The organism is Candidatus Rubrimentiphilum sp. (assembly GCA_035710515.1).
In the GTDB taxonomy this organism is placed as follows: domain Bacteria; phylum Vulcanimicrobiota; class Vulcanimicrobiia; order Vulcanimicrobiales; family Vulcanimicrobiaceae; genus Rubrimentiphilum.
Window position 1 is genome coordinate 189,848 of sequence record DASTDE010000003.1, and the last position, 22,392, is coordinate 212,239.

The window sequence follows — 22,392 nt, forward strand, 5'->3', positions numbered from 1 at the left end:
TCTACGGTGCGCCGAGCTTCTTGAGCAGCCAAGCCGCCGACGTGTCGTACAGCTGCAGCGTATCCGCGAACTTCAGATTCTCGTGCGTTTCGTTTGGAAAGACCATCTCGACGACTTCGACGCCCTTGGCACGCAAGCGGGTGGCCAGATCGACCCCCTGCGAAAACTCCACGTTGCGATCGTCGTCGCCCTGGCTCATAAAGACCGGCGAACGCCACGTATCGATCGCCGAGACCGGCGACGAATCCTCGGCGATCTTTCGCTCGGCGGCCGTACCAACCGCACGGCCGTAATCCGCGTCACGCGTCGTCGCCCAATTGTGGACGCCCGCCATATCGACGCCCGCTTTAAAGATATCCGAGTTGCGCGCCAAGCCGAGCGCCGTCAGATAGCCGCCATAGGACAAACCATAGATCCCCATGCGCGCAGGATCGACGTCGGATCGATTCCGGAGGTACGCCGCACCGGCGAGCACGTCCTGATACTCGCTGCCGCCTTCTGCGCCGTAGTTCTTCGCCTCGCGGAAATTGTGACCGTACATGATCCCGCTGCGATAATTAATCGAAAGAACGACGCAACCGTGATTGGCGTAGTATTGGTTCGACTCGTAAAGGTCGGTATAAAACTCGAGATAGTGAAATCCGGGCAGCATCTGCCGCCGCGAGCCTCCGTGATCGAAGATGACGGCGCAATGTTTCGTGAGACCATCCTGCGGAACGAAGAGCTGTGCGTGAATCAGCAGGCCGTCCGGCGCGTGAAACGTGACGAGCTGCGGTTCTACCAAATCGTTTGCGGGAAACTCGGGCGGAACGGCGGGACCGCCTAGTGCCGTCGCCGCTTCGCCGCGCATGACGAACACGGCCGGCGGATTCTTGTAGCCTGCATTGACGTACGCAACCGCGCCGGACGCCAGAGCCGCCGGAGTCCACTGGCTATCTGAGCCGGTTGTTATTTGCGCCGGAGGCGATGCGTCGAAGCCGGCGCTCCAGATATGCCGCCGGTCGATGTCGTTTTCGTTGCTGGAAACGATCACCCGGGAATGATCGAGCGCGACGGTAGCGTTTTCTACCTCAAACTGGCCGGGCGTTAGGAGCTGCGCGCTGCCGCCGCTTGACGCGATCGAATAGAGATGCCGCCAACCGTCCTTCTCCCAGGGAAAGGCGATTTGCCCGTTATTCGACCAGAAGAGTTGCGCCGCACTGTCCGTGCCGTAAAAGACGCTTCCCATGCCGCGATCGGCTTGCCAGATCTGGTGTCCGCCCGAACCGTCGGCGCCCGCGATCCAGATCGACCACGGCTCCTTGACGTAATCAACGTACGGATCTTCATTTTCCAGCGTGCCCGGCGTACGAATGAACGCAATCTGGCGACTATCCGGGGACCACGCCGGCGCAATGTCGTGCGCAAAGTACGGCGCCGCGTACGAGATCCGGTTCGAGCGCAAGTCGTACAGCGCGATAAAGCTGTGATCGCCGCGCGAGTTCGTAAATGCGAGTCGCGATCCGTCCGGCGAAAACTGCGGATCGGAAAGCGAGCCGCGGATCGAAAAGAGCCGCGATGGTTTTCCGGTGCGAATCGCGCCCGACGTCTCGAGAGTCGCCGAATACGGCTGTCCGCCAAGAATCCATACGATCCGATCGCCGCCCGGCGAAACCGCCGGCGAGTTCCCCTCGCCGACGCGCACGGGCTGACCGCCCGAAGCCGACACGACCCAGATCGTTTGCTTCGGCGGTATCGCAAGCGAGAGTGGGTTGGGATATTCGCTGCGCCGGTTCGTGCCTTCGCCGCGTACGTACACCACCGCGCGATTTCCCGGAACGATCGCGAGCGATCCTACGATTTGACCATCGTCGGCCGAATAGGGCGTAATCTTCCGCGCCTCCGACCCCGATGAGAAAAAGATGTTGTGCATTCCCCGCTCGTTGGCGGTGAACGCTATGGCCTTCCCATCCGGCGAAGCCGTGAGGTCATCCACAAACGGCGCGGAAAGAACCTGCGCCATCGTAAACGGTGAGGCCGCATGAACGGGCGTGGAAACAAGCAAGGCCAAAGCGATCGCAATAAAAACGCGGGCGAATGGACGGAACATCGCCCCGTCATTCGCCCGGTCTTGAACCTACCCTTGCGCTAGTCTTTAAACGCGGGCGACCGTTCTATCGACGATCGTGTTGCCCTCTTCCAGACCCACGCGATTCAACTTCCCGGGAAAATACTGCGCGACAAATTCCGCGGCAATTTTGGTCGAGGCCTGCTCGCCTTCGCGCGTTTCGAAGATGCTTACCGTCGTCAGTTGATTCGAGCCTGCATCAATGGCGTAGTATCCGCAGAAGCCGGGCACTTCGGAGACTTTCGGCAGAAAGTTGCGATCCAGGCTGGTTTTGAGTTCGTCGGAGTTGACGTCGCTCGTGTTGTAACGGCGAATAGCGAGGAACATAAAAGACCCCCTTTTTGGTAAAGAGGGCCTCAGTATAGCAAGGCGAGCTGGCGAAGTCTACGGCTGCATGGCCGCGCGCAAGGCTTCGGGTGAAGCGCCGAGCTGCAGCAAAATGCGTCCCGCGTCGGGAGCGCGGCGCGGCTGTCCCTGGCCTCCGCCGGGCGGCCCGGACGGCGGCGATCCGCCGTTTGCGCTTTCGAAGATTTTACGCATCGCATCGCGCATCTGCTGGCTCTGCGCAATCACGGCCTTTGACTCATCCGGAGTCAAAATCGCATCGATCTGCGTGATCGCGTCGGGCATCGAAACGGAGCCGCTGTCGAACTGCGTGATAACGGCTTGCACCTTGGTCTGATGATCGGCGCTGAGCGCATTGAAGCTTGCGGTCTTGGTATCGGCCCGCAGTTTCATGACTTGGGCCTGCTGATCCGGCGTCAGGGTGGGCATGAATTGGGCCGGGGCGGCGACCGGAAGCGCGCACACGGCAAAAAGTAAAACGAGAAAAATATTTCGCATGAACGAGACGCTACAGGGCGTGGCTGAGAATTCCTTGGGGGTTACCAGAACTTGACGCTTGGCGTCGCCCGCTAGGCCAAGCTGCCCGGTGGAACGACCGACGCGCCCGGAGCAGGCAGCGAACCGGTCAGGTCCGGCGCTTGCCCGCCGTGCTCTTCAACCCAGTGACAGGCTGCGAAATGTCCCGGCGCATACTCGGTGAACGGCGGCACTTCCAGCTTGCAGCGTTCGAATGCGACCGGGCAGCGCGTGTGAAAGCGGCAGCCCGAGGGCGGGTTTACGGGCGAGGGAATGTCGCCCGTCAGAACGATGCGTTTGCGCCGCTGTTCGACGTGCGGATCGGGAATCGGAATTGCCGACAGCAGTGAGATCGTATACGGATGCAGCGGACGTTCGTACAGATCGTCCCGATCCGCCAACTCCATGATCTTCCCGACGTACATGACCGCGATGCGCGTCGAGATATGGCGAACGACCGACAGGTCGTGCGCGATGAAGAGATAGGTCAAGCCGAGTTTCTGCTGCAGATCCTCAAGCAGATTGATCACCTGCGCTTGAATCGAAACGTCGAGCGCCGACACGGGCTCGTCGCAGACAATGAACTTCGGATCGACGGCCAGCGCGCGCGCAATTCCGATGCGCTGCCGCTGTCCGCCGGAGAACTCGTGCGGATACCGGTTCGAGTGATACGGCTGAAGGCCGACCAGGCGCAAGAGCTCCTGGACGCGCGCCTCAACCGCTTTCCCTTCTGCCAGATGATGAATCTTCAGCGGCTCGGCGACGATGTCGCCGACGGTCATGCGCGGATTCAGCGAGGCAAACGGGTCCTGAAAGATGATTTGCATCTCACGCCGCAGCCGCCGGATGTCGCCGCGCGAAAGATCCAGGATCGGCTTGCCGTCGAAGCAGACTTCGCCTTTGGTCGCCGGCAGCAGGCGCAAGATCACGCGTCCGACCGTAGTCTTACCCGAGCCGGACTCGCCGACCAGCCCCAGCGTCTCGCCGCGAGCGATCGTGAAATCTACGCCGTCGACGGCTTTGACGTCGCCGACGTGCTGCGAGAGCAGCCCGGCGTGAATCGGAAAATATTTGTAGAGATCGGTGACTTCGATCAGATTGTCGGTGGTTGGCTCAACTATGGGCTGGGCACTCATAATGGCCCCTCGTCACGTGCGCATTCGCGCACTGCTCGGGGGTCCGAAGCCTGTACTGAGCCGGGTCGAAGTGACAGGCTCGGGATGACAGTTGTCATGAGTGACCCACCGTCTCGACTTGGATCGTACGCTGATCCTTCGCGCGTTCGTCGTAGAGGAAGCAACGCGCGACGTGACCTTCGCCGAAATCGTAGACCGGAACGGGCTCGGCGCAGATCGGCATGCGGTACTTGCAGCGCGGCGCAAACGCGCATCCCGGCGGCAGACGAAGCAGGTTCGGCGGCTGACCCGGAATCGGTTCGAGCCGCTGGCGATCGCGAATGTCCAAGCGCGGCAGCGAGGCCAGCAGTCCTTGCGTGTACGGCATCTTCGGTTCGTCGAAGATCTGCTCGGCAGTTCCGTACTCGACCATGTTGCCGCCGTACATCACCAGCACGTTCTTGCAGACTTCCGCCACGACTCCCAGGTCATGTGTGATCAAGATGATCGCAGCGCCCGTCTCGTGCTGCATCTCGTTCATCAGTTCCAGAATCTGCGCTTGAATGGTGACGTCCAACGCCGTGGTCGGCTCGTCGGCGATCAAGAGTTGCGGATCGCAGGATAGCGCCATCGCGATCATGACGCGCTGCCGCATGCCGCCGGAAAATTGATGCGGATATTCCTTAATGCGCTTTTCTGGAAGCGAGATGCGCACCTTCTTGAACATCTCGATCGTTTTTTCGGTCGCTTCTTTCTTATTGTAGCCCAGATGCAGCTGGACCGCCTCGGAGATTTGCTCGCCGACGGTAAGCACCGGATTGAGCGACGTCATGGGATCTTGAAAGATCATCGCGATCTTGTTGCCGCGGATTTTGCGCATCTCCGTCTCGGACTTTGTCAGCAGATTCTCGCCGTTAAAATAGATGGCGCTGCTCGGATCGATCAAGCCGGGCCGCTGAATCAGCCGCATGATCGAGAGCGCGTTCACCGATTTGCCCGAGCCGGATTCGCCGACGATGCCCAACGTCGAGCCTGCCTCGAGCGAGTACGAGAGCCCGTTGACGGCAGTGACCAGTCCGTCCTCGGTGTTGAACGTCGTCCGGAGGTTTTTGACTTCGAGCAGGGGCATGCGCGCTTAGATTCCGGTCAGCGACAAGATCGTGCCGAGAACGACAAACCCCACGGCAAAGATGCCGGTGATGCGTTTGAGCTGTTCTTCGGCGCCGAGGCGGCTGTACGCGGACTCGACGCGGCCGCCCAGCGTTCCGGAGAGACCCTCTTGTTTGGTCGTTTGAATCGCGAGCAGCGTCACGAGCCCGACTGCGGAGATGACGAATAAGCCCGCGAGTCCATGCGTCAGCCAGCTGGCGTTCTGCTGAAACCAAGTGTTCACGTGCGGCGTGCTCGCGACGTTTTGCGTAAGTTGTATCGGTACGCCGGTCGGCACTGCGGCCGGCGCGGCTGTAGCGGCTGCGAGCAGCCAGGTCATACAGGTTCCTCCACGCGCTCAAGCGCGCTTTCAACTCTCGCCGCGACGTATTCGCCGGTCAGTCCGAATTGCGCGCGCTGCTTCGGCTGCGAATCGTGCTGCACCAGGACATTCGGTACGCCGATGCGCTCGACCGTGACTTTCAGGCCGCGATCTGAAACGAACTCGACAACCGCCGAGCCGAACCCGCCCGCCAGCGAATGCTCCTCTAACGTAATAAAGTGCTTGTGCGACTCGGCCAGCTCTAAGATCAGCGCTTCATCCATCGGTTTGGCAAAGCGCATGTTGACGACCGTGACATCGGGCGCCTGCTCGTGCGCGTCCAGCGCGATGTCAACGCTGTTCCCGTACGCCAGAATCGCCACGCCTGCACCTCGGCGCAAAACCTCCGCGCGTCCGTGCACGATCGGCGCGACCGGATCGCAATGCTTGCCGCTGGTCGAACCGCGCGGATACCGGATTGCGGCCGGCCCCTCGAGCGACAGCGCGTGCTCGAGCATCGGCTGGAGCTCTTCCTCGTTGCGCGGAGCCATGCACGTCATATTGGGAAGCGTGCGCATGTAGGCGATGTCGTAGAGCCCCATGTGCGTGGGGCCGTCGTCGCCGACGACGCCCGCCCGATCCATGCAGAACACGACCGGCAGATTCTGTACGCAGACGTCGTGCACGACTTGGTCGTACGCGCGCTGCAAAAAGGTCGAATAGATCGCGCAGACCGGACGTAACCCGTTGGTCGCCGCGCCGGCTGCGAAGCAGACGGCATGCGCTTCGGCGATCCCGACGTCAAAATACCGTTCCGGAAAACGTTTGGCGAACTTCGAGAGTCCCGTGCCGTCGGGCATCGCGGCGGTGATTCCGATCACGCGCGGATCTTTTTCCGCGATCGCGATCATCGCATCGCCGAAGACATCCTGAAACTTCGGTGCGGCGCCGGCCGACGGTTTCTTGCTGCCGTCACGCGGCTCGAACGCGTTGGCGCCGATGCCGTGGAAAGTTCGCGAATCGCGCTCCGCCGGCTCGTAGCCCTTGCCCTTCACCGTGCGAACGTGCAGGAGCACCGCCCGCGGAATCGCTTTGGCCGTCTCGAGCGCATCGACCAGCGCGTCGTAGTTGTGCCCGTCGATCGCGCCGATATAGCGGAAGCCCAGCTCTTCAAAGATGACCGCGGTTTTTTCCGAAGGTGCGATGAAGCGCATCGCGCCGATCTCCGCCGACTCGATCGCCTTCTTCGCCATGCCGCCGAGCGGCAGATGATTCAATACTTGTTTGCCGGTTTCGCGAACTTGATTCGCAAACGGCTTGCTGCGTAAGACGGAAAGATAGGAAGCCATCGACCCGACGTTGGGCGCGATCGACATCTCGTTGTCGTTAAGGATCACGATAAAATTCGTGCGCATCTGGCCGGCGTTGTTCAGCGCTTCATACGCCAGCCCGCCCGTAAGCGCGCCGTCGCCGATAACAGCGACGATCGTTTCCTTGCCGCCGGTCAAGTCGCGGGCTTGCGCCATGCCGAGCGCCGCGGAGACGCCGGTGCTTGCATGCCCCGCGCCAAAGCAGTCGTATTCGGATTCGCTGCGCATGGCGAAGCCGGAGAGACCGCCGCCTTTACGCAACGTCGAAAATCGATCGCGCCGCCCGGTCAGCAGCTTGTGGACGTACGTCTGATGGCTCACGTCCCAGACCACGCGATCCTGCGGCAGATTCAATGTGCGATGCAGCGCCATCGTCAGCTCGACAACGCCCAGGTTCGGAGCCAGATGGCCGCCGTTCTGCGCGCAGACCTCAACCAGAAGTTCGCGAATCTCGCGACCCAACCGATCGATCTCCGGGCGGGACAGGGTTTTGACGTCGGCGGGAGAGTCGATGCGTTCAATCACCATGAGCGGACTCCCACCCTTCGACAGACCGGGAATCGGTGTCCCCCGCCGCCGGAGGAAGGAACTCGGGCTGGGCCGGGGTGAGTACGGTAGGTGCTCGAGCATCCGGTCCTCACGCCAGTGCCGGTTCGGAACCGGCGAGTCTGGCGCGATCTGGCGCGGATTCTTTCCACGATCCTCAATCCGTTCTTGACTGCGCTGGCGCTTTTCGTCATCCTGTCGTACGTGCTCGCGCACGGCCGCACGGACGAGTTTTGGAAGTTGCTCTTCTTGACCACGTTCTTCACCTCGATTGGTCCGATGCTGTTCATCTTCTGGCTCTACGCGACCGATCGCATCTCGGATCTCGACATGTCGATCCGCGAGGAACGCGAGCGGGTCTTCGGCGTCTTCGTCGTCTTCTATCTGGCCGGTACGGCAACGCTGTGGCTCACGCACGCTCCCAAACTGTTAATCGCTTCGCTTGCCGGCTACACGCTCGCAACCGCGATCGTGCAATACATCACGCGGTACTGGAAGATCAGCACGCATGCCGTCGGCATCACTGCGCCGCTGGTGGCGCTTAGCTTTCTGTACGGCCGCCAGCCGCTGCCGTTCTTGGTGCTGATCCCGATGGTGTGCTGGGCCCGCGTCTATTTGCGCGCGCACACGATCGCGCAAGTGGTCGCCGGCGCCGTGCTGGCCACGTTCAGCGTAACGTTCTTCTTCTGGCTGTTTCACATTAAAGCTCTGTCTCAATCGTAGCGCAGATTAAAGCGGTGCGGCTCGTAGAGTTCCGGAGGGCCGGCGCGCAGTGCCTCAATAACGGACCAGAACCCAAGTGTCTCGTCAAAGACGAGCGCCGGCTGTTCGGCGTCTGTCGGGAGCAAGAATGTCATGTGCTCGGTGTCGCTTGCGCCGAGAACCCGGTGCGCGGGCGTACCCGACGACGCGTAATACGTGCGTCCGTCGTTATCGAAAACATGCGCGCTGCGAAGCGTCCAATGATAGCGCTCCCCGTACGGACAGAACACGCGCGCCGTCACGTCGTACGCGGTCAGACCGCTTGACGCGGGACGCCGGATGACTTTCGTAACCGTGAACCCCGTTTCGTAACCGCGCAATACCGCACCCAACGGCACGGGCATCGGCGGCCGGCCAAAGACGCACATCGCGTACGCAGCCGGACCCAACATCACGAATGCAAGCAGACCGGCACCCGCCGCCGTATACAATAACTTTGCCATACAAAGTTACTGTAGCACGCCGCGTGGAGGCTGTCTAGCCTTCAGACTTGCGGCGTGTGGATGTGTTCGGGGCGAAACCCAACGCCTATCACGCGCGCCGGGATACGGCGCAAGAGCGGAAACCACGTGAAAAGCATGAGCGGCAGCAGCGGCTTGCTGGGCCTCGGCGTCTGCGCCGGCTGCGCGGCCAAAACTCTTCTCATGATCAGATTTTGAAACACGAGCTGCAGCGCTTGCGTCATGACGGTCGGAAATGTGCGCCGGCGCTGTACCGCCGCCAAATCCGGCTCACGGTTTGCGGCCAGTGCCGGATACAAAATGTTGGCGGCCGCAACCGCGTCTTGAACGGCCAGGTTGATCCCCACGCCGCCGATCGGCGACATCGCATGCGCTGCGTCGCCGATGAAGAGCAAGCCTTCGTTGCACCACTTCTCCAGGCGGTCGACTTGAACGGTGAGCAGTTTGATGTCGTCCCAGCTTTGCAGAGCGTCGACGCGATCGCTCACGAACGGCGCTTGATCGGCGATGCCGGCACGAAACGCCTCCAGCCCGCGCGCTTTCAGCGTCTCGAAACTTCCCTTCGCAATGACGTATGCGCACTGCCAGTACTCCTCACGCATAAGCATCACGAAGATTCTGCCGTTCTTGATGTAGCCGAAAACTTGCGCGGGGTCGTCCGGCTTCCGCGGCAGGCGCAGCCAAAGTGCATCGATCGGTACGCCGAAATTTTTGGAACGCATGTGCGCTGCCTCGCGCAACGTCGAGTGGCGGCCGTCCGCACCGACCGTGAGAGCCGCGCGGATCTCGATCTCGCCTTGCGGCGTCGTCGCGCGAACGCCGGTCACCCGCGCGCCGTCCATTAGGGTTCCGGTCGCTTCGGTTTGCATCAGCACATGAAACCCCGGGTAGCGCCGCCCTTGCTGAACCAGGAAATTCAAGAAGTCCCACTGCGGCATGAAAGCCAAAAACTTGCAATGCGTCGGAACGTGGGTCAGGTCGACGAACGGATAGACGCGATCGTTGACGATGCCGGAGAACTGTGTGACTTCGCTGTGCGGAAGCGCCAAAAATGCGTCGAGCAGGCCGAGTTCCCAGATCAGTTCGAGCGTTGACGGATGGATCGTGTCGCCGCGAAAATCCCGAAAGAAATCCGCGTGCTTCTCCAGCACCGCAACCTCAATGCCGGCGCGCGCGAGCAAAAATCCCAGCATCATACCGGCCGGCCCGCCGCCGGCTATGACGACTCTTACGTTCACGACGAAAGCACGGACGGTTCGCGGCGTTCGAACGAGAGATTTGGAACCCGCCCCAGCGTCGCCGCCACGGCTGCGCGGAAGTGCTCGAGGTCGCCGCTCGTCACGCACACGGTCGCACCGCTTCCCGCCGTGTAGCCGCGCTGCGTTGCGAGTTCGGCGGCGCGCTCCGCCTGCACGATCGCCGGATCCACGCGCGTCACGCGCTCGCCGAGCACCGCCTCGAAGTGCGAATCCAGCAACGGATAATGGGTGCACGCCAAGATGACTGCGTCGAGATCGCTCGGCAACTCCGCGCACACGGCTGCGACGGCGGCGCGCGGTTCGGGTCCTTCCAGTTTTCCGGCCTCGACGAGCGGAACGAGCGCGGGAGCCGCGACTTCAAAAACGTCCGCACCCTTAACGCGCGCGTGAATTGCCTTCGTGTACGCGCCGCTCCGCGCAGTCGCCGAGGTCGCGATAACGCCGACGCGCTTGAAACCGGCGCGTTCGATCGCAATCGCCGCGGATTCGATGAGATCGACGATCGGAGCGCGCGATTGCGGCCAACCCCGCTGTGAAGCGGTCGCGCACGACGTGTTGCACGCCATGACGATGGCATCTACACCTCGCGCGTCGAGAAAAGCCACATTCTCGCTCAGCAACTCGGCCAACTCGGGCGTGCTGCGGTCACCGTACGGTACGTGCGCTTGATCGGCGAAGAACACGACGTCCTGGTGCGGCAGTTTTTCGCGCAGCCGCCGCAGCACCGTCAGCCCGCCGAGTCCCGAATCGAATAAACCTAGGGACACGAGCTGGTCAATTGCTCTCGGTATAATCTACGATGCCGTCGGCGATGGCTTGCGCCATCTTCTGCCGCCAGCTGCTCGATTGCAGGAGCGCGAGGTCGTCGGGATTCGAAATAAACGCCGTCTCGACCAGTGCGGCCGGCATGATGGCGTGGTTGATCACGTACAGCTTATCCTTGACGACACCGTTGTTCTTGACTCCGAGTTCGGCGATGACGCGGCGGCTGACAGCCTGCGCGAGCGCGAAGTCTCCGGCTTTGAAATAAAACGTGGTGACGCCGTGCGGCCCGGAGTTGACGTAGCTGTTGACGTGAATACTGATCAGCAGCCGCGCGCCACGCGAATTTGCAACGTCGTCGCGCGCCTGCAACTCGTCGCGGGCCGAATCGTTGGGTGCGTAGACGTCTTTGTCGGTGTCGCGCGTCATGATGACCTGCCAGCCGCGCGCAACCAAAATGTCGCGCACGCGCTTGGCTATGTCGAGCGTGATTTTCTTCTCTTGCGCGTCGCCGCGCCCCGCGCCGGGATCGCTGCCGCCGTGCCCGGGATCGATCGCGATCAAATTCGGGTTCGTCGGAACGTAGCGCGCGCTCGGGGAGACAACCGGCGAGGCGACGGGCGTAGCCTGGGCCGTGGCGTTTGAACCGAAGGTCCCGGTTCCGCTGCGCGGCGCGTCGGCTAGTTTGCGACTTGCCACGGTAATGGTGATGCCGCCGTCGTCGGGAACCACATCCACCTGATCGAAGTCGGTGAGTGAGAGCGCGACGCGCACCGCATCGCCACTCTGCTGGCGCGTGCGAACGGACGTTACCGGATCGCCCGCGGTTTGATCGGACGGCGGCATACCTAAGCGAGCGCCGTGAATGTCGATCCACCAGCGGTTGTCGGGCGGACGCAGCCGGTGCCAGTCGAACGCGCCGTCTCCGCTCACCGCGATCCGAATCGTGACGCTGCCCGGTTGCGTTTGCACGTCCACCGCCGTCACCTGCACGGGCTGCGGCGAGGGCATCGGCGTTGCGAACGGTATAGGCGTCGGCGGCGGCGCGAGCTCCGCAGGCAGCGGCGAAGGTGTAGCCGGCGCCGCGGCCGGCGAAACCGTAGAAAATGGCGGCAACTTCAGCGCGTGGAGCACGTCGTTTAACGGAACGTACGGATGGCCGTCGCGCATGAACGGCGCGAACGCAGCCGTCTGGGTAACCGACCCGGCCAAATAGTGGGGATCGCCGATCGCAAAGCTGATGACGGTCGGTCCGGGGAATGTGATCAGAATGTACTGATTCTCCGAATCCCAGGATAGCGTGGCGCCCTTGGCGCTGACTAACGCGTGCAAGCCGGGATCGTCCGCCGAAACCGCGGGCCCGGCCGGACGCTCGATCAGCGTTTGAAAGACGATCCGCTTGCCGTTGTAGATGTATGAATTGTCGGCCGCATCGGCGGCCGCGGCGCAGAGTATCGCGCTCAGCGCGAGCGCGAGGACGCTACCAATCCGAACGGCGTAACGGTTCATCGATTTCGAAACTCCCTCCGGGCAGCGTCGCAACTTTGCTGCCGGCAATCCGCACGGCCACGCGATCGATACCGGGAAGGGACGTGAGCGTCCACACCAATGACTTGAACTCACCGCTCTCGTTCAACGTTCCGCCGCTTTTGTTCGCGTCGGCCGAAAGATCGACCGTTGCCGTCGTTCCGTCAACGGTTGCGGAGAGCACGTGGGTTCCAGCCGGAAAGCGAACGGCCGAAATGTTTTGCGGAGGGCCCGCCACGGCCTGAGACGCGGCGTACAAGGCCAGGTATTGCGTATACTCGGCGGAGCTTTCTTTGGCGTTCTGAGGACGCACCGAAATCGTCCACGGAATCTCCGATCCGCCGTCAACCTTTGTATAGTACACGGTAATGCCGCCGGCGCCCGTACGATGTGACGTAAAATACCACGCGATCGCGGCGACGGCGATCAGGAGCGCTAGAAGAAGCAGGACCCGTGAAGATCTCACGGGTCCACTCCTTCGTCAGAGCGCTAAAACGCGCCTATGCCGTTCGGCGTGCCGTTGCCCGTCGGGCCATCATAACCGGCCCTTCCGGTGCAAAGGTAGGTGCCGCAACTCCCGTTGCTTCCGCTCGTCACGTCGAACAACGCGCCGAGATTCGCATACGAGAACGAGCCGTAGTTCACGCTGCCCGCATTTCCGGCAAGCGCATACACCGATGCAATAACCGGTGAAGCGACGCTCGTGCCGCCGAAGACCATCCAGCCGGATTGTCCCCGGTACGCGGTGCTGTCGTATACTGCGACGCCCGTATTGGGATTGGCGACGGCCGACACATCGGCGACCGTGCGCCGCGTGCAACCGGTATCGGTTTGCCACGACGGCTTCGCCTCGAGAGCGCTGCAACCCGATCCCGCGCCGCTCCAAACGGTTTCGCTCCAGCCGCGTGCGTTGCTCGCGCGCGACAGCGACGTGCCGCCGACCGCCGTAACGTAGGGCGACGCCGCCGGGTATTCCACGCCGTAACCGCTGTCGCCGGAACTCACCGTGACGGCATGTCCGGGGTGATTATAGTAGGCGTCGTAAGTCATCTCGTTGGAGACTTCGCTGCCGCCGTAACTGTTGCTGATCGCATTGGCGCCAAGACTGGCTGCGGTGTTCACCGACGTGCCGAGGTCGACAAAGCTGGCGCTGTTGGCTTCAACCAGCAGGATGTGACAGTTCGGACAGATCGCGGAGACCATGTCGAGGTCCAGCGAAATCTCTTGACCCCAGCTGGCGTTCGCGGCGGGCGGCGTGCTGCCGCCGGTTTGATTGACTTTCTTGAAGCACCCGTTCGCGGTCGTGCACGGCGGCAATCCGAACTGCGCGCGATAGACTCCCAGGTCGCTTTCGGCCGTTACCGCGTCGTACGCGTCAACGATTGCAACCGTTTGGCCCGCACCGTTCGCCGAGGACGGCAGTGCGTAAGCGGCTTGCAGATCGGCGGGCGCATAGCCCGACGGATTTCCCGGCGCGGGTGTGGGCGTCGGCGATTGAACCGGCGTCGGCGTCGGACCCGGCGGCGGTGTTGGCCTGCGGTCGGGGTTCACGCTCAGCGGCTCGATAGAAACGCCCCGGTAGATCCCGTGGTAACCGTTGGGATCGCCGCCGCCGACGTCCGTGCGCACCAGCGAGAAGCAGCGCGCGTAGCCTTCCGCTACGTCACCGCACGATTGGGTTACGTTCGATTGCGGCTGAGCCAAAGACGATGTGGCAGGGATGGAACCGTTTAAGGAATTCGAGCATGCGGCCATCGCAAATACGGCGGCCGCTCCAAGAATGAGTGCAAGCTTCTTCTGCAACGGTGTCTCCTTAAATGAAGGAAGAAAAACAGTTGGGCAATTTGCCCTGCCGGGGGGTCCTTCTTTCGTATTTCGGCTACACCGATCCAAGTCTTAACCGACGAGGTCGGTGATGCCAACGAAAAGGATGGCGGAGTCGTCTACGGGCTCGGCCTGGGCGAGAATGCGGCTCTTGATGCGCTCCGCGATGTTCTCTGTCGACCCGCGCCGGTATTCGGCTTTCGCGACTTCGATGAGCGTCTCCATACCCTTCAGATAGTCACGCTCGACCTCGACGATCCCGTCCGTGAAGCAGATGATGCCTTCCCCCTCGCGCAGACTGGCTTCGAACGTTTGATAGCGCGTCTGCGGTTCCACACCGAGCATGAGGCCCTCGCCGCTCAACTGCTCGACGTCGCCGTTGGTTCTGACGGCCAACGGTAGCGGATGACCGGCGACCGCGTACAGCATTTTTCCGGTGCGCATATCGAGGGTTGCAAAAAATGCGGTCACGACAACGTCTTCGTCGGCGCACAGCGCGACGTTTGCGCGATGAAGCACGGTTGCCGGCTCGCTGTCGACGCGCGCAGCGGTCCGGATGACTTGGCGCAGCGACCCCATGATGGCGGCCGCGCGCAGGCCGTGGCCCGCGACGTCTCCCATGCTGATCCCAACGACGTGATCGTCCAGCGTGAAGACGTCGTACCAGTCGCCGCCGATGTCGATGGCATGCGCGGCGGCCGCGTACGCGGTATCGATGCGCAGCCCCGGAAGCCGCGGCAGTTCTTGCGGCAAGAGCGCACGCTGCAGCGTCGATGCGATGTAATGCTCGCGCCTATACGCTGAAAGCGTCTCTTGAATGCGCTGCGTCATCTCATGATAGACGCGATCGAGCTCGGCGATCTCGTCCTCACCTTGCACGGGGATCGTCATTTGTCCGGACCCCAAACGCTCTGCGTTGTCGGCAAGCTGACGTAACCGGCCGGCAATGCGCAGGCCGAACCGTGCGGTCGTCAGCAGCGTCATGATGATCCCCGCAAACGTGCCGATGAGCAGAACGAAACCATAGTTGCGGATCTGGTCGCGGAGCGCTCTGAAATGCGCGCTGGTCGCTTGCCTTTGGGCGCGGTCGAAATCCGCTTTTGCCGTTTGAAAGTTGGTCGCCGCGGCCCGCGTCGACGGCGCTGCCACCAGCGCCCGCGCCTGCGCGCCGTGGCCCGCTCGCAAGTCCGCCAGGTAGGTGTCCAGCACGCCGATAATGCGGGCGGTCGCGCCTGCATAGGCCACCGCCGGATCCTTCTGCGGCGAGCCTTCGGTAAGCGCCACCAGTTCCTGCGATCGCGCGAGCAACGTTTTCTTTGCTGCCGCGTAGTGATCGAGTGCGCGCTTATTCGGATGGGTCGTGTAATCAACGGCGGCGCGATTTGCGTCGCTCACCGTTCTGTAAATCGTATCGGAGAGGTCCAGGACTTTCGAAGCGTGCTGAGTCCAGACCGTCATCTCCGCGGTACGATCGACCAGCAAGGCGACCACGCCGAGGAAGACCAGCAAAAACGCCAGCGGGACGATGCTTAAAAGAATCGCCTGCGATTGTATTTTCGAGCGCACCAGCCGCAAGCGCGGCTTCTTCGCCGCCGCGCCGGGTTTTGCCTTATCTCACCGCGCTGCCAGGCTCAGCGCAATCTCCGCCGCGAGACGGGCATTGCTCTTTACGAGCGCGACGTTCGCTTCCAAACTGCGGCCCGACGTCAACGCGTTTATGCGTTCGAGCAACCAGGGCGTCACGGCCTTGCCGGTGACGCAAGCCTGCTCCGCCGCGCGCGCGGCCGTTTCGATGCAGCCGTTCATCTGATCACGCGGTATCTCGTTCTCCGCCGGAATTGGATTCGCAATAACGGCGCCGCTTTGCAATCCGAGCGCTCGCTGCGCCCGGAGAAACTCCGCGATTCCGTCAGCCTCGTCGATCCGCAGGCTAAGAACCAAGGAACTTGCACGGCTCCAAAATGCCGGAAACTCGTTCGTGCGATATCCGACGACAGGCACGCCGAGCGTCTCGAGCGTTTCGAGCGTCTTCGGCAGGTCGAGCAACGCTTTGGCGCCGGCGCAGACGACCGCCACGGGCGTACGCGCAAGTTCGTAGAGATCCGCCGACACGTCAAACGAACGCTCCGCTCCGCGGTGCACGCCGCCGATGCCGCCCGTCGCAAAAATACCGATGCCGGCCGCATGCGCGCATCGCATCGTCGCCGCCACCGTCGTCGAGCCGTCGCGACGCTGCGACACTGCGTAGGGAAGATCGGCGGTGCTGAGTTTGCGAACATCGTTTGAATTCGCCAGCCGCTCCAGCTGCGCGTCATCCAAGCCGACGAGCACGCGTCCGCGCAGCACTGCGATCGTCGCCGGGATCGCACCGGCTTTGCGCACGATCTGCTCGACGGCACGCGCCGTGTCAACGTTTTGCGGGTGCGGCATGCCGTGCGAGATGATCGTGCTCTCGAGCGCAACGATCGGACTCCGGCGCGCTAGTGCGTCGCGCACCTCGCCGGAGAGATCGAAAAATTCCGGCAACGCATTCATCGCGCGTCCAGGAGCGCAGGCGAGAGGTCGGGCCGCACGCTGCGCTCCGACTCCAGCGTGAGCGCGGCCAAGTTCGCGCCGGTTCGCACCGCCTCGGGTAAATCTTGACCGGCGATAAGTCCGCGCAGGGTGCCGGCGATCAACGCGTCGCCCGCTCCGGTAGCGCTCACGCGGCGCGCTTGCGCGGCGGGAACCCTTATGAAGGAGCCGCCCTGAGCGCAGATGATGCCGCGCTCCGCGGATGAGAGCACGACCGCCGGCGCGCCGCGAGCCATCAGGAGGCGGGCCAGTTCTTCTTCCTGCGTGTTGCCCGTGTCGTCCAGATACGACTGCGCCTCGCCTTCATTTATAAAGAGCAGATCGATGGCGTCCAATCGCTCAGGCAGTCTGTGGCTTTTGGGCGCGCTGACGGCATTGACCGCGAGCTTGTAACGCGCGATCGAACGGCGATCGGCGCAGGCGCGCAGGACGGCCTCGGCAACGTTGCACTCGATGAACAGCCAGGGCGCTGCCGCGATCGACTCCCACCGGCCGTCCAGATCGCCCGTCGTCAAGGTTTCGATTGCGCGCATGTCGGCTGCGCCGACGACCAGCTCGCCGCGCTCCATGATGGCGGCATACTCGTCTGTTGCGCCCGCGATCGTTTTTGAAAGGCTGACGTCAACGCCGGCCGCTTTCAATTCGTTCAGCATCGCCTGACCGGAGCGATCGTTTCCGGCGACAGTAAGCAGGGACGTCTGAATTCCCAAACGCGCTAAATTCTCGGCAACGTTGCGCGCAACTCCGCCGAAGACGGCGTCGCCGCGTGCGGCCGGATTCGAAGAGTTAAAGACGACGCTGCCGTGCACGTTGTAACCGCGATCGACGCATGCTCCGCCGATGCACATGACCTGCATGCGAGGCGCTTCGCCCGCCGGCGCGAAGAGCCATGCATGACGAAAGAGGACATCTTTCGGCTGACGCATCTTTCCAGCTGCGCCGGTTGAGCGTCCAAAATGGACGCAGCCGTCCTCGCGCAGGTCCTGCGCGAGCTGCCTAAGATAGCGGATCCGAACGTGCTGGTAGGCACGGCGACCGCTGACGACGCCGGAGTCTATCGGCTCACGGACGAGATCGCTTTGGTGCAGAGCGTCGATTTCTTTACGCCGATCGTGGACGATCCGCGCGATTACGGCCGCATCGCCGCGGCCAACGCGCTTTCGGACATCTACGCGATGGGGGCCCGGCCGGTAAGCGCATTGGCGATCGGCGCGTTCCCCGAGAACATGGACGCGAAGATCATCGGCGCGATTTTGGCGGGCGGCGCAGAAAAGGCGCGCGAGGCCGGCATCGAGATCATCGGCGGCCATACGATCAAAGACGACGAACCGAAATACGGCCTGGCTGTAACCGGCGTCGCGCATCCCGATCGCATCTGGCGCAACGACACCGGAAAACCGGGCGATGCACTTGTCCTAACCAAACCAATCGGCACCGGCATCCTGACGACCGCGCGGCGCAGCGACGCGATCGATGACTTCGCGCTGCGGCCCGCAATCGAGTCGATGCTCACTTTAAACCGGCAAGCTGCAGAAATCGCGGCCGCATTTGACGTGAACGCGGCGACCGACGTCACCGGTTTCGGTTTGATCGGTCACCTCAGCGAGATGACAGCCGGCGGAGCGGGCGCTGAAATCTCGGCGCAAGCCGTGACGTTTTTCGATGGCGTCGAAGCGCTGGCAGCGGCTGATGTCGTTCCGGGCGGAACGCGGACAAATCTTACGCTGGCGTTGGAGCGCGGCGTGCAGTTCGCGCCGGGTATTTCGGCCGCTATGCAGCTGGCGTTGTGCGACGCGCAAACGTCGGGAGGGCTGTTGCTCGCCGTGCCGCCGGATCGATCCACCGAACTCGTGCACGCGTTAAGGAATGCGGGGCTGGCCGGCGCAAGCGAAATCGGATCGCTTACGCCGGAGCCCGTGATTCTAGTTGTCGCCTAGTTAGCTGATGGTCGTGTCGCGGCGCATGCCGAACAGGCCGACCAATCCGACCAATCCGAGCAATCCCCATAATCCGGTTTGCGGATTCGCAGTATAGGCCGTCGTGGCGCTGGACGTCGTTCCGGTCGTTGTCGTTGTCGCCGGGCTCGCTAACGGGGCGGCACCAGTCGTCGCTTGCGCGTATTGAGCAAGAGCGGCGCCCGGCGTCATTGCCAGACCTACTGCCAAAACAGCGCCTGCGACGTACTTGCCGATCGATATTCTCATTGACTCCTCCAAAAAGCTTTAGGAAAGTTTGCATGGTTCTTACCCGCGAGGCAAACCGTCGAACGGGAGGCAGCCGCTTGCCCGCCAAAAGGCGTTTCCAACGCCACACTCGGAGGATCGTATGAAGACTTCGCATCCGGCGCTTCGCGTCGTCACGGTCATCGCGCTCGCGCTCTTTTTTTGCTTGAGCGATCTACCAGATCTTATACGAGTCGCCGGCTATCCGAACGGCGACCTCGGTTTCCGAACAAATGGTAAGATTGTAACGACGGTTTTGCCGAACTCGCCGGCCCAGCGCGCCGGGCTTCGTCCGGGAATGCGCCTCGATCTGTCGGCGCTGACTCCCGCATTCCGCGAGGATGTTATGGGCGGTTATCTGCCTTTGCCGGGCGATGCGATCTCATTCCGGCTCGAACGCCTTGGCCGCTTTACTCCCGTGACTCTGCGCGCCGTGAAGGAAACGACCGCGCCCGCTTTCATCATCATCCGCGAAGTGGTGTTTCTCATACCGCTGCTGATCGGCATTTTCTTGGTTCTCTTGCGGCCGAGCCCAATCACGTGGGGATTTTTTCTGTTCTCCTTGGCCGCCGGAGGATCGCCGCCAACCTCGGTGTTTTCGTCGCGGGTCATCACCAGCTGGCAGTGGCAAACCGCGTGGGGCGACCTTGCCACGTTGCTCCTCACGACGCTTCCAAAGGCGGGCCTTGTACTGTTCGCGTTCAGCCTCGCGCGGCGCCCCCTCCGCTTTTGGCCGTTGAGCGCCATCGCAGCGGTCGCTTTACTTGGAATAGCTGAAGCGGTGCCGGCATTTCTATTTCCGGATACTGCCGCGCTCGGGTTCCCCGCCCTGAACGCCATCTGCGATATTTTGGCCGCGATCATCGCTTTGTCCGGACTCTTTTATGCCTACTCGCACGTCGCTCCGCGCTTGCGTCAAAGGCTCCATTGGATCACGGCCGGCTTCGTCTATTGGATCGTCATCGACGTGATCGACGCGCTGCTCTGGCCGACGTACGAACCCTATTGGGTCCATACCGCGATCGACGCGTCGCAAATAATCTTTCCGCTGGCCGTTGCATACGCGATTTTCCGCGAACGCGTTGTTGATATCAACTTCGTCATCAGCCGAACGGTGGCTTATGGAATCCTAACGACCGTAATCGTCGGCGTCTTCGCGCTCATCGACCTGTTCTTGTCGCGCACCATGGAGGCGCGATTCAGTCTGCCGGTCGACATCGTCGTTGCATTGGTGCTGGGCTTCTTCTTTCACGGAATGCGCAACCGCATCGATGCCGGCGTAGACCGCGTGATATTCCGCAAGCGGCACGCCGCCGAAATATGGCTGGACAAGGCGGCGAAGGCGGTCGTGCACGTGGACGAGCCGGATGCCATCGCGGATTATCTCACGCGCCTCCCGGCCGAAGTGCTCGAACTTACCGGAGCCGCGCTCTACATGCGCCGCGGCGGCGGCTTCGCTTTAGAGCGCTGTGTCGGGTGGAAGCACGAACCTGAATCACTCCTTCGTACTTCGGATCCGTTGGTTGCATTCATCAGTTCTGAATTAGCCTGCGTGCGCGTCAATAATCTGCCGATGCGGGAGAAGCCGGCCGATCGCCACGACACGCCGGTCCTGGCGGTGCCGCTTGTGTTTCGGCGGGAACTCGCCGGATTTGTGCTCTATGGCGCCCATGAAGACGGCGCAGATTTGGACGCCGATGAGGAACGCGCGCTGATTCCGCTGGTCAATAACGCGGCCGTCACGTACGATCACATTGAAGCGCAAGCATTGCGAGAGGAAAACCGGCAGTTGCGGTCGCTGCAGGTGGTGGTTTCATGAAAACGTCGCACCCGGCACTTCGCGTCACCGTCGTAGTCGCGCTCTCGCTGTTTTTTTGCGTATCGTATTTTCCGGATCTTCTTCGGGTCGTCGGGCATCCCAACGGGGACTGGGGTTTTCGAACGAACGGAACCATCGTCACAGTCGTAAGACCGGACTCTCCGGCGCAGCGCGCAGGAATACGGCCTGGCGACCGCATCGATATCAGCGCATTCCCCGAAAAAATCCGTTGGGCAACGCTCGGCGGCTTGGCAATCGCACCCGGCGACGCGTTGACGTTCAAGATCTGGAAACACGGGCGCTTCGAGGATGTAGCCCTGCGGGCCATTGCGGAACGCAACGTAGCGGCGTTCATCGTCATTCGCGAACTCGCGTTTCTTCTGCCCCTGGTCATCGGAGTGTTTCTGGTGCTGCTGCGGCCAAGCCCGATAACATGGGGATTCTTTTTGTTCTCGCTGGCGGCCGGAGGCGCGCCGCCGAACGCCGTGCTGCCTGACAGGCTCCTCCCTTGGTCGGTCTCCACTGCCTGGTTCCGCGTTTACATACTGCTGTTCAACGTAGTTCCGAAGACGGGCCTCGCGCTTTTTGCCTTCGCGCTGGCGCGCCGGCCGCTTGGCGCTTGGCGCACCGCGGCGATTTCAGCCGTTGCAGCGCTCGGAATTATTTCAACCGTTCCATTTTATGTTTTCAACGACACTATCGGTTGGCCTCAGCTCACGGCTTGGTGCGACATAGCCGCATACGCGATTGCGCTCCTTGGCCTATTCGATGCGTACTCGCACGTAACGATGCGCTTACGCCAACGCCTACATTGGATAACCGCGGGGTTTATTTTCTGGGTGGCGATCGATGTCGTCGACGCCTTGCTGTGGCCCGCGTACGAGCCATATTGGGTTCACACGACCATCGATGCAGCGCAAGTGATTTTCCCACTCGTCGTCGCCTATGCCATCTTCCGCGAGCGAGTCGTTGACATCAACTTCGTCATTAGCCGCACGGTCGCGTACGGAATCCTGACGACCGCAATCGTCGGTGTCTTCGCGCTCATCGATCTGTTCTTATCGCGCACCATGGAAGCGCGATTCAGCCTCCCCGTCGATATCGTCGTCGCGCTCGTCTTAGGCTTCTTCTTCCACGGAATGCGCAACCGCATCGATGCCGGGGTCGACCGCGTGATTTTTCGGAAGCGGCACATTGCGGAGACGCGTCTGGCCAAAGCCGCCAAGGCGGTCGTGCATGTCGACGATCCGAGTGCGATTGCCGACTATCTCACTCGACTGCCGGTCGAGGTCTTGGATCTGACCGGTGCGGCACTCTATCTGCGCCGCGGCAACGGCTTCGCGTTGGAACGCTGGGCGGGTTGGAAACACGAGCCCGCCGCGTCGCTTCCCACATCCGATCCGCTGGTTGCTTTTTTGAGTTCGGAGCTTGACTGCGTGCGCGTCAGCGATGTGCCCATGCGCGAGGCTCCGCCCGACCGCCACGATGTGCCCGTACTCGCCATTCCTTTGGTATTCCGCCGGGAACTTGCGGGCTTTGCCCTTTACGGCGTGCATGAAGACGGCGCCGACTTGGATACCGACGACGAGCAAGCGCTCGTGCCGCTGGTCAACAATGCAGCCGTTACCTACGATCATATCGAAGCGCAAGCGCTGCGCGAAGAAATCTTGAAGCTGAGATCGTTACAAGCGGTCCCATCTTAGGAATACTGC

Annotated in this window: 21 protein-coding genes; 4 read left to right on the top strand and 17 right to left on the bottom strand. The window is 62.0% G+C overall.

Annotated features, from left to right (window positions below; all coding sequences use genetic code 11):
* Position 1: 1 nt before the first annotated feature.
* The 7 genes from VFO29_08255 to dxs all read right to left on the bottom strand — a co-directional run bounded on the left by VFO29_08255 (position 2) and on the right by dxs (position 7,452).
* The gene (locus tag VFO29_08255; GenBank protein HET9393489.1) at positions 2-2,089 is read right to left on the bottom strand and encodes a prolyl oligopeptidase family serine peptidase; all 2,088 of its coding nucleotides are present in this window, start codon (positions 2,087-2,089) and stop codon (positions 2-4) included.
* Positions 2,090-2,134: 45 nt separating this feature from the next.
* Positions 2,135-2,434, bottom strand: a complete 300-nt coding sequence (locus VFO29_08260; protein HET9393490.1) for a hypothetical protein — start codon at positions 2,432-2,434, stop codon at positions 2,135-2,137.
* A 57-nt stretch (positions 2,435-2,491) separates the two neighbouring features.
* Positions 2,492-2,950 carry a hypothetical protein gene (locus VFO29_08265; protein HET9393491.1) on the bottom strand — a complete coding sequence of 153 codons (459 nt, stop codon included), beginning with the start codon at positions 2,948-2,950 and terminating at the stop codon, positions 2,492-2,494.
* 71 nt (positions 2,951-3,021) lie between these two features.
* On the bottom strand, positions 3,022-4,104 hold the full coding sequence (locus tag VFO29_08270; GenBank protein ID HET9393492.1) for an oligopeptide/dipeptide ABC transporter ATP-binding protein: 1,083 nt from the start codon (positions 4,102-4,104) through the stop codon (positions 3,022-3,024).
* Between the two features lie 94 nt (positions 4,105-4,198).
* The gene (locus VFO29_08275; GenBank protein HET9393493.1) at positions 4,199-5,212 is read right to left on the bottom strand and encodes an ABC transporter ATP-binding protein; all 1,014 of its coding nucleotides are present in this window, start codon (positions 5,210-5,212) and stop codon (positions 4,199-4,201) included.
* 6 nt (positions 5,213-5,218) lie between these two features.
* Positions 5,219-5,572, bottom strand: a complete 354-nt coding sequence (gene secG / locus VFO29_08280) for a preprotein translocase subunit SecG (protein HET9393494.1) — start codon at positions 5,570-5,572, stop codon at positions 5,219-5,221.
* The gene (dxs, locus tag VFO29_08285; protein ID HET9393495.1) at positions 5,569-7,452 is read right to left on the bottom strand and encodes a 1-deoxy-D-xylulose-5-phosphate synthase; all 1,884 of its coding nucleotides are present in this window, start codon (positions 7,450-7,452) and stop codon (positions 5,569-5,571) included. Before dxs ends, secG begins: the two co-directional genes overlap by 4 nt.
* Positions 7,453-7,542: 90 nt before the next feature.
* On the opposite strand from dxs, the gene VFO29_08290 reads away from it, so the two are divergent.
* Positions 7,543-8,193, top strand: a complete 651-nt coding sequence (locus VFO29_08290; GenBank protein HET9393496.1) for a phosphatase PAP2 family protein — start codon at positions 7,543-7,545, stop codon at positions 8,191-8,193.
* Here VFO29_08290 and VFO29_08295 read toward each other — a convergent pair.
* The 9 genes from VFO29_08295 to VFO29_08335 all read right to left on the bottom strand — a co-directional run bounded on the left by VFO29_08295 (position 8,184) and on the right by VFO29_08335 (position 17,496).
* Positions 8,184-8,675 carry a hypothetical protein gene (locus tag VFO29_08295; GenBank protein ID HET9393497.1) on the bottom strand — a complete coding sequence of 164 codons (492 nt, stop codon included), beginning with the start codon at positions 8,673-8,675 and terminating at the stop codon, positions 8,184-8,186. The genes VFO29_08290 and VFO29_08295 overlap by 10 nt on opposite strands.
* Positions 8,676-8,716: 41 nt before the next feature.
* Positions 8,717-9,931, bottom strand: a complete 1,215-nt coding sequence (locus VFO29_08300) for an FAD-dependent oxidoreductase (protein HET9393498.1) — start codon at positions 9,929-9,931, stop codon at positions 8,717-8,719.
* Complete coding sequence (gene murI / locus VFO29_08305) at positions 9,928-10,719, bottom strand: glutamate racemase (GenBank protein ID HET9393499.1); 792 nt, start codon at positions 10,717-10,719, stop codon at positions 9,928-9,930. Before murI ends, VFO29_08300 begins: the two co-directional genes overlap by 4 nt.
* A gap of 7 nt (positions 10,720-10,726) precedes the next feature.
* Positions 10,727-12,223 (bottom strand): N-acetylmuramoyl-L-alanine amidase, encoded by a 1,497-nt coding sequence (locus VFO29_08310; GenBank protein HET9393500.1) that lies wholly within the window; start codon positions 12,221-12,223, stop codon positions 10,727-10,729.
* Positions 12,195-12,707, bottom strand: coding sequence for a GerMN domain-containing protein (locus VFO29_08315; GenBank protein ID HET9393501.1), 513 nt, complete (start codon positions 12,705-12,707; stop codon positions 12,195-12,197). The genes VFO29_08310 and VFO29_08315 overlap by 29 nt, the downstream gene beginning before the upstream one ends.
* Before the next feature lie 23 nt (positions 12,708-12,730).
* Complete coding sequence (locus tag VFO29_08320; GenBank protein ID HET9393502.1) at positions 12,731-14,044, bottom strand: S53 family peptidase; 1,314 nt, start codon at positions 14,042-14,044, stop codon at positions 12,731-12,733.
* A gap of 93 nt (positions 14,045-14,137) precedes the next feature.
* A complete protein-coding gene (locus tag VFO29_08325; GenBank protein ID HET9393503.1) occupies positions 14,138-15,631 on the bottom strand; it encodes a SpoIIE family protein phosphatase in 1,494 nt (497 codons plus the stop codon).
* 48 nt (positions 15,632-15,679) lie between these two features.
* Positions 15,680-16,591 carry a pseudouridine-5'-phosphate glycosidase gene (locus tag VFO29_08330; GenBank protein ID HET9393504.1) on the bottom strand — a complete coding sequence of 304 codons (912 nt, stop codon included), beginning with the start codon at positions 16,589-16,591 and terminating at the stop codon, positions 15,680-15,682.
* Between the two features lie 5 nt (positions 16,592-16,596).
* Positions 16,597-17,496: a PfkB family carbohydrate kinase gene (locus tag VFO29_08335; GenBank protein HET9393505.1), complete on the bottom strand. Its 900-nt coding sequence runs from the start codon at positions 17,494-17,496 to the stop codon at positions 16,597-16,599.
* A gap of 36 nt (positions 17,497-17,532) precedes the next feature.
* Between VFO29_08335 and selD the strand changes: the two genes are divergently transcribed.
* Positions 17,533-18,576, top strand: coding sequence for a selenide, water dikinase SelD (gene selD / locus VFO29_08340; GenBank protein ID HET9393506.1), 1,044 nt, complete (start codon positions 17,533-17,535; stop codon positions 18,574-18,576).
* Here selD and VFO29_08345 read toward each other — a convergent pair whose 3' ends face one another.
* Positions 18,577-18,843 carry a WGxxGxxG family protein gene (locus VFO29_08345; protein HET9393507.1) on the bottom strand — a complete coding sequence of 89 codons (267 nt, stop codon included), beginning with the start codon at positions 18,841-18,843 and terminating at the stop codon, positions 18,577-18,579. It abuts the gene before it with no gap.
* Positions 18,844-18,964: 121 nt separating this feature from the next.
* Here VFO29_08345 and VFO29_08350 point away from each other — a divergent pair, with 121 nt between their 5' ends.
* A complete protein-coding gene (locus tag VFO29_08350) occupies positions 18,965-20,680 on the top strand; it encodes a hypothetical protein (GenBank protein HET9393508.1) in 1,716 nt (571 codons plus the stop codon).
* Positions 20,677-22,383 (top strand): PDZ domain-containing protein, encoded by a 1,707-nt coding sequence (locus VFO29_08355; protein ID HET9393509.1) that lies wholly within the window; start codon positions 20,677-20,679, stop codon positions 22,381-22,383. The genes VFO29_08350 and VFO29_08355 overlap by 4 nt, the downstream gene beginning before the upstream one ends.
* The last annotated feature ends 9 nt before the right edge of the window (positions 22,384-22,392 follow it).

Bases quoted from the DNA above. Each gene is read 5' to 3' on its own strand.
- VFO29_08255 (HET9393489.1), bottom strand. From the start codon at position 2,089: ATGTTCCGTCCATTCGCCCGCGTTTTTATTGCGATCGCTTTGGCCTTG.
- VFO29_08260 (HET9393490.1), bottom strand. From the start codon at position 2,434: ATGTTCCTCGCTATTCGCCGTTACAACACGAGCGACGTCAACTCCGAC.
- VFO29_08265 (HET9393491.1), bottom strand. From the start codon at position 2,950: ATGCGAAATATTTTTCTCGTTTTACTTTTTGCCGTGTGCGCGCTTCCG.
- VFO29_08270 (HET9393492.1), bottom strand. From the start codon at position 4,104: ATGAGTGCCCAGCCCATAGTTGAGCCAACCACCGACAATCTGATCGAA.
- VFO29_08275 (HET9393493.1), bottom strand. From the start codon at position 5,212: ATGCCCCTGCTCGAAGTCAAAAACCTCCGGACGACGTTCAACACCGAG.
- secG (HET9393494.1), bottom strand. From the start codon at position 5,572: ATGACCTGGCTGCTCGCAGCCGCTACAGCCGCGCCGGCCGCAGTGCCG.
- dxs (HET9393495.1), bottom strand. From the start codon at position 7,452: ATGGTGATTGAACGCATCGACTCTCCCGCCGACGTCAAAACCCTGTCC.
- VFO29_08295 (HET9393497.1), bottom strand. From the start codon at position 8,675: ATGGCAAAGTTATTGTATACGGCGGCGGGTGCCGGTCTGCTTGCATTC.
- VFO29_08310 (HET9393500.1), bottom strand. From the start codon at position 12,223: ATGAACCGTTACGCCGTTCGGATTGGTAGCGTCCTCGCGCTCGCGCTG.
- VFO29_08335 (HET9393505.1), bottom strand. From the start codon at position 17,496: ATGCAGGTCATGTGCATCGGCGGAGCATGCGTCGATCGCGGTTACAAC.
- VFO29_08345 (HET9393507.1), bottom strand. From the start codon at position 18,843: ATGAGAATATCGATCGGCAAGTACGTCGCAGGCGCTGTTTTGGCAGTA.
- VFO29_08350 (HET9393508.1), top strand. From the start codon at position 18,965: ATGAAGACTTCGCATCCGGCGCTTCGCGTCGTCACGGTCATCGCGCTC.
- VFO29_08355 (HET9393509.1), top strand. From the start codon at position 20,677: ATGAAAACGTCGCACCCGGCACTTCGCGTCACCGTCGTAGTCGCGCTC.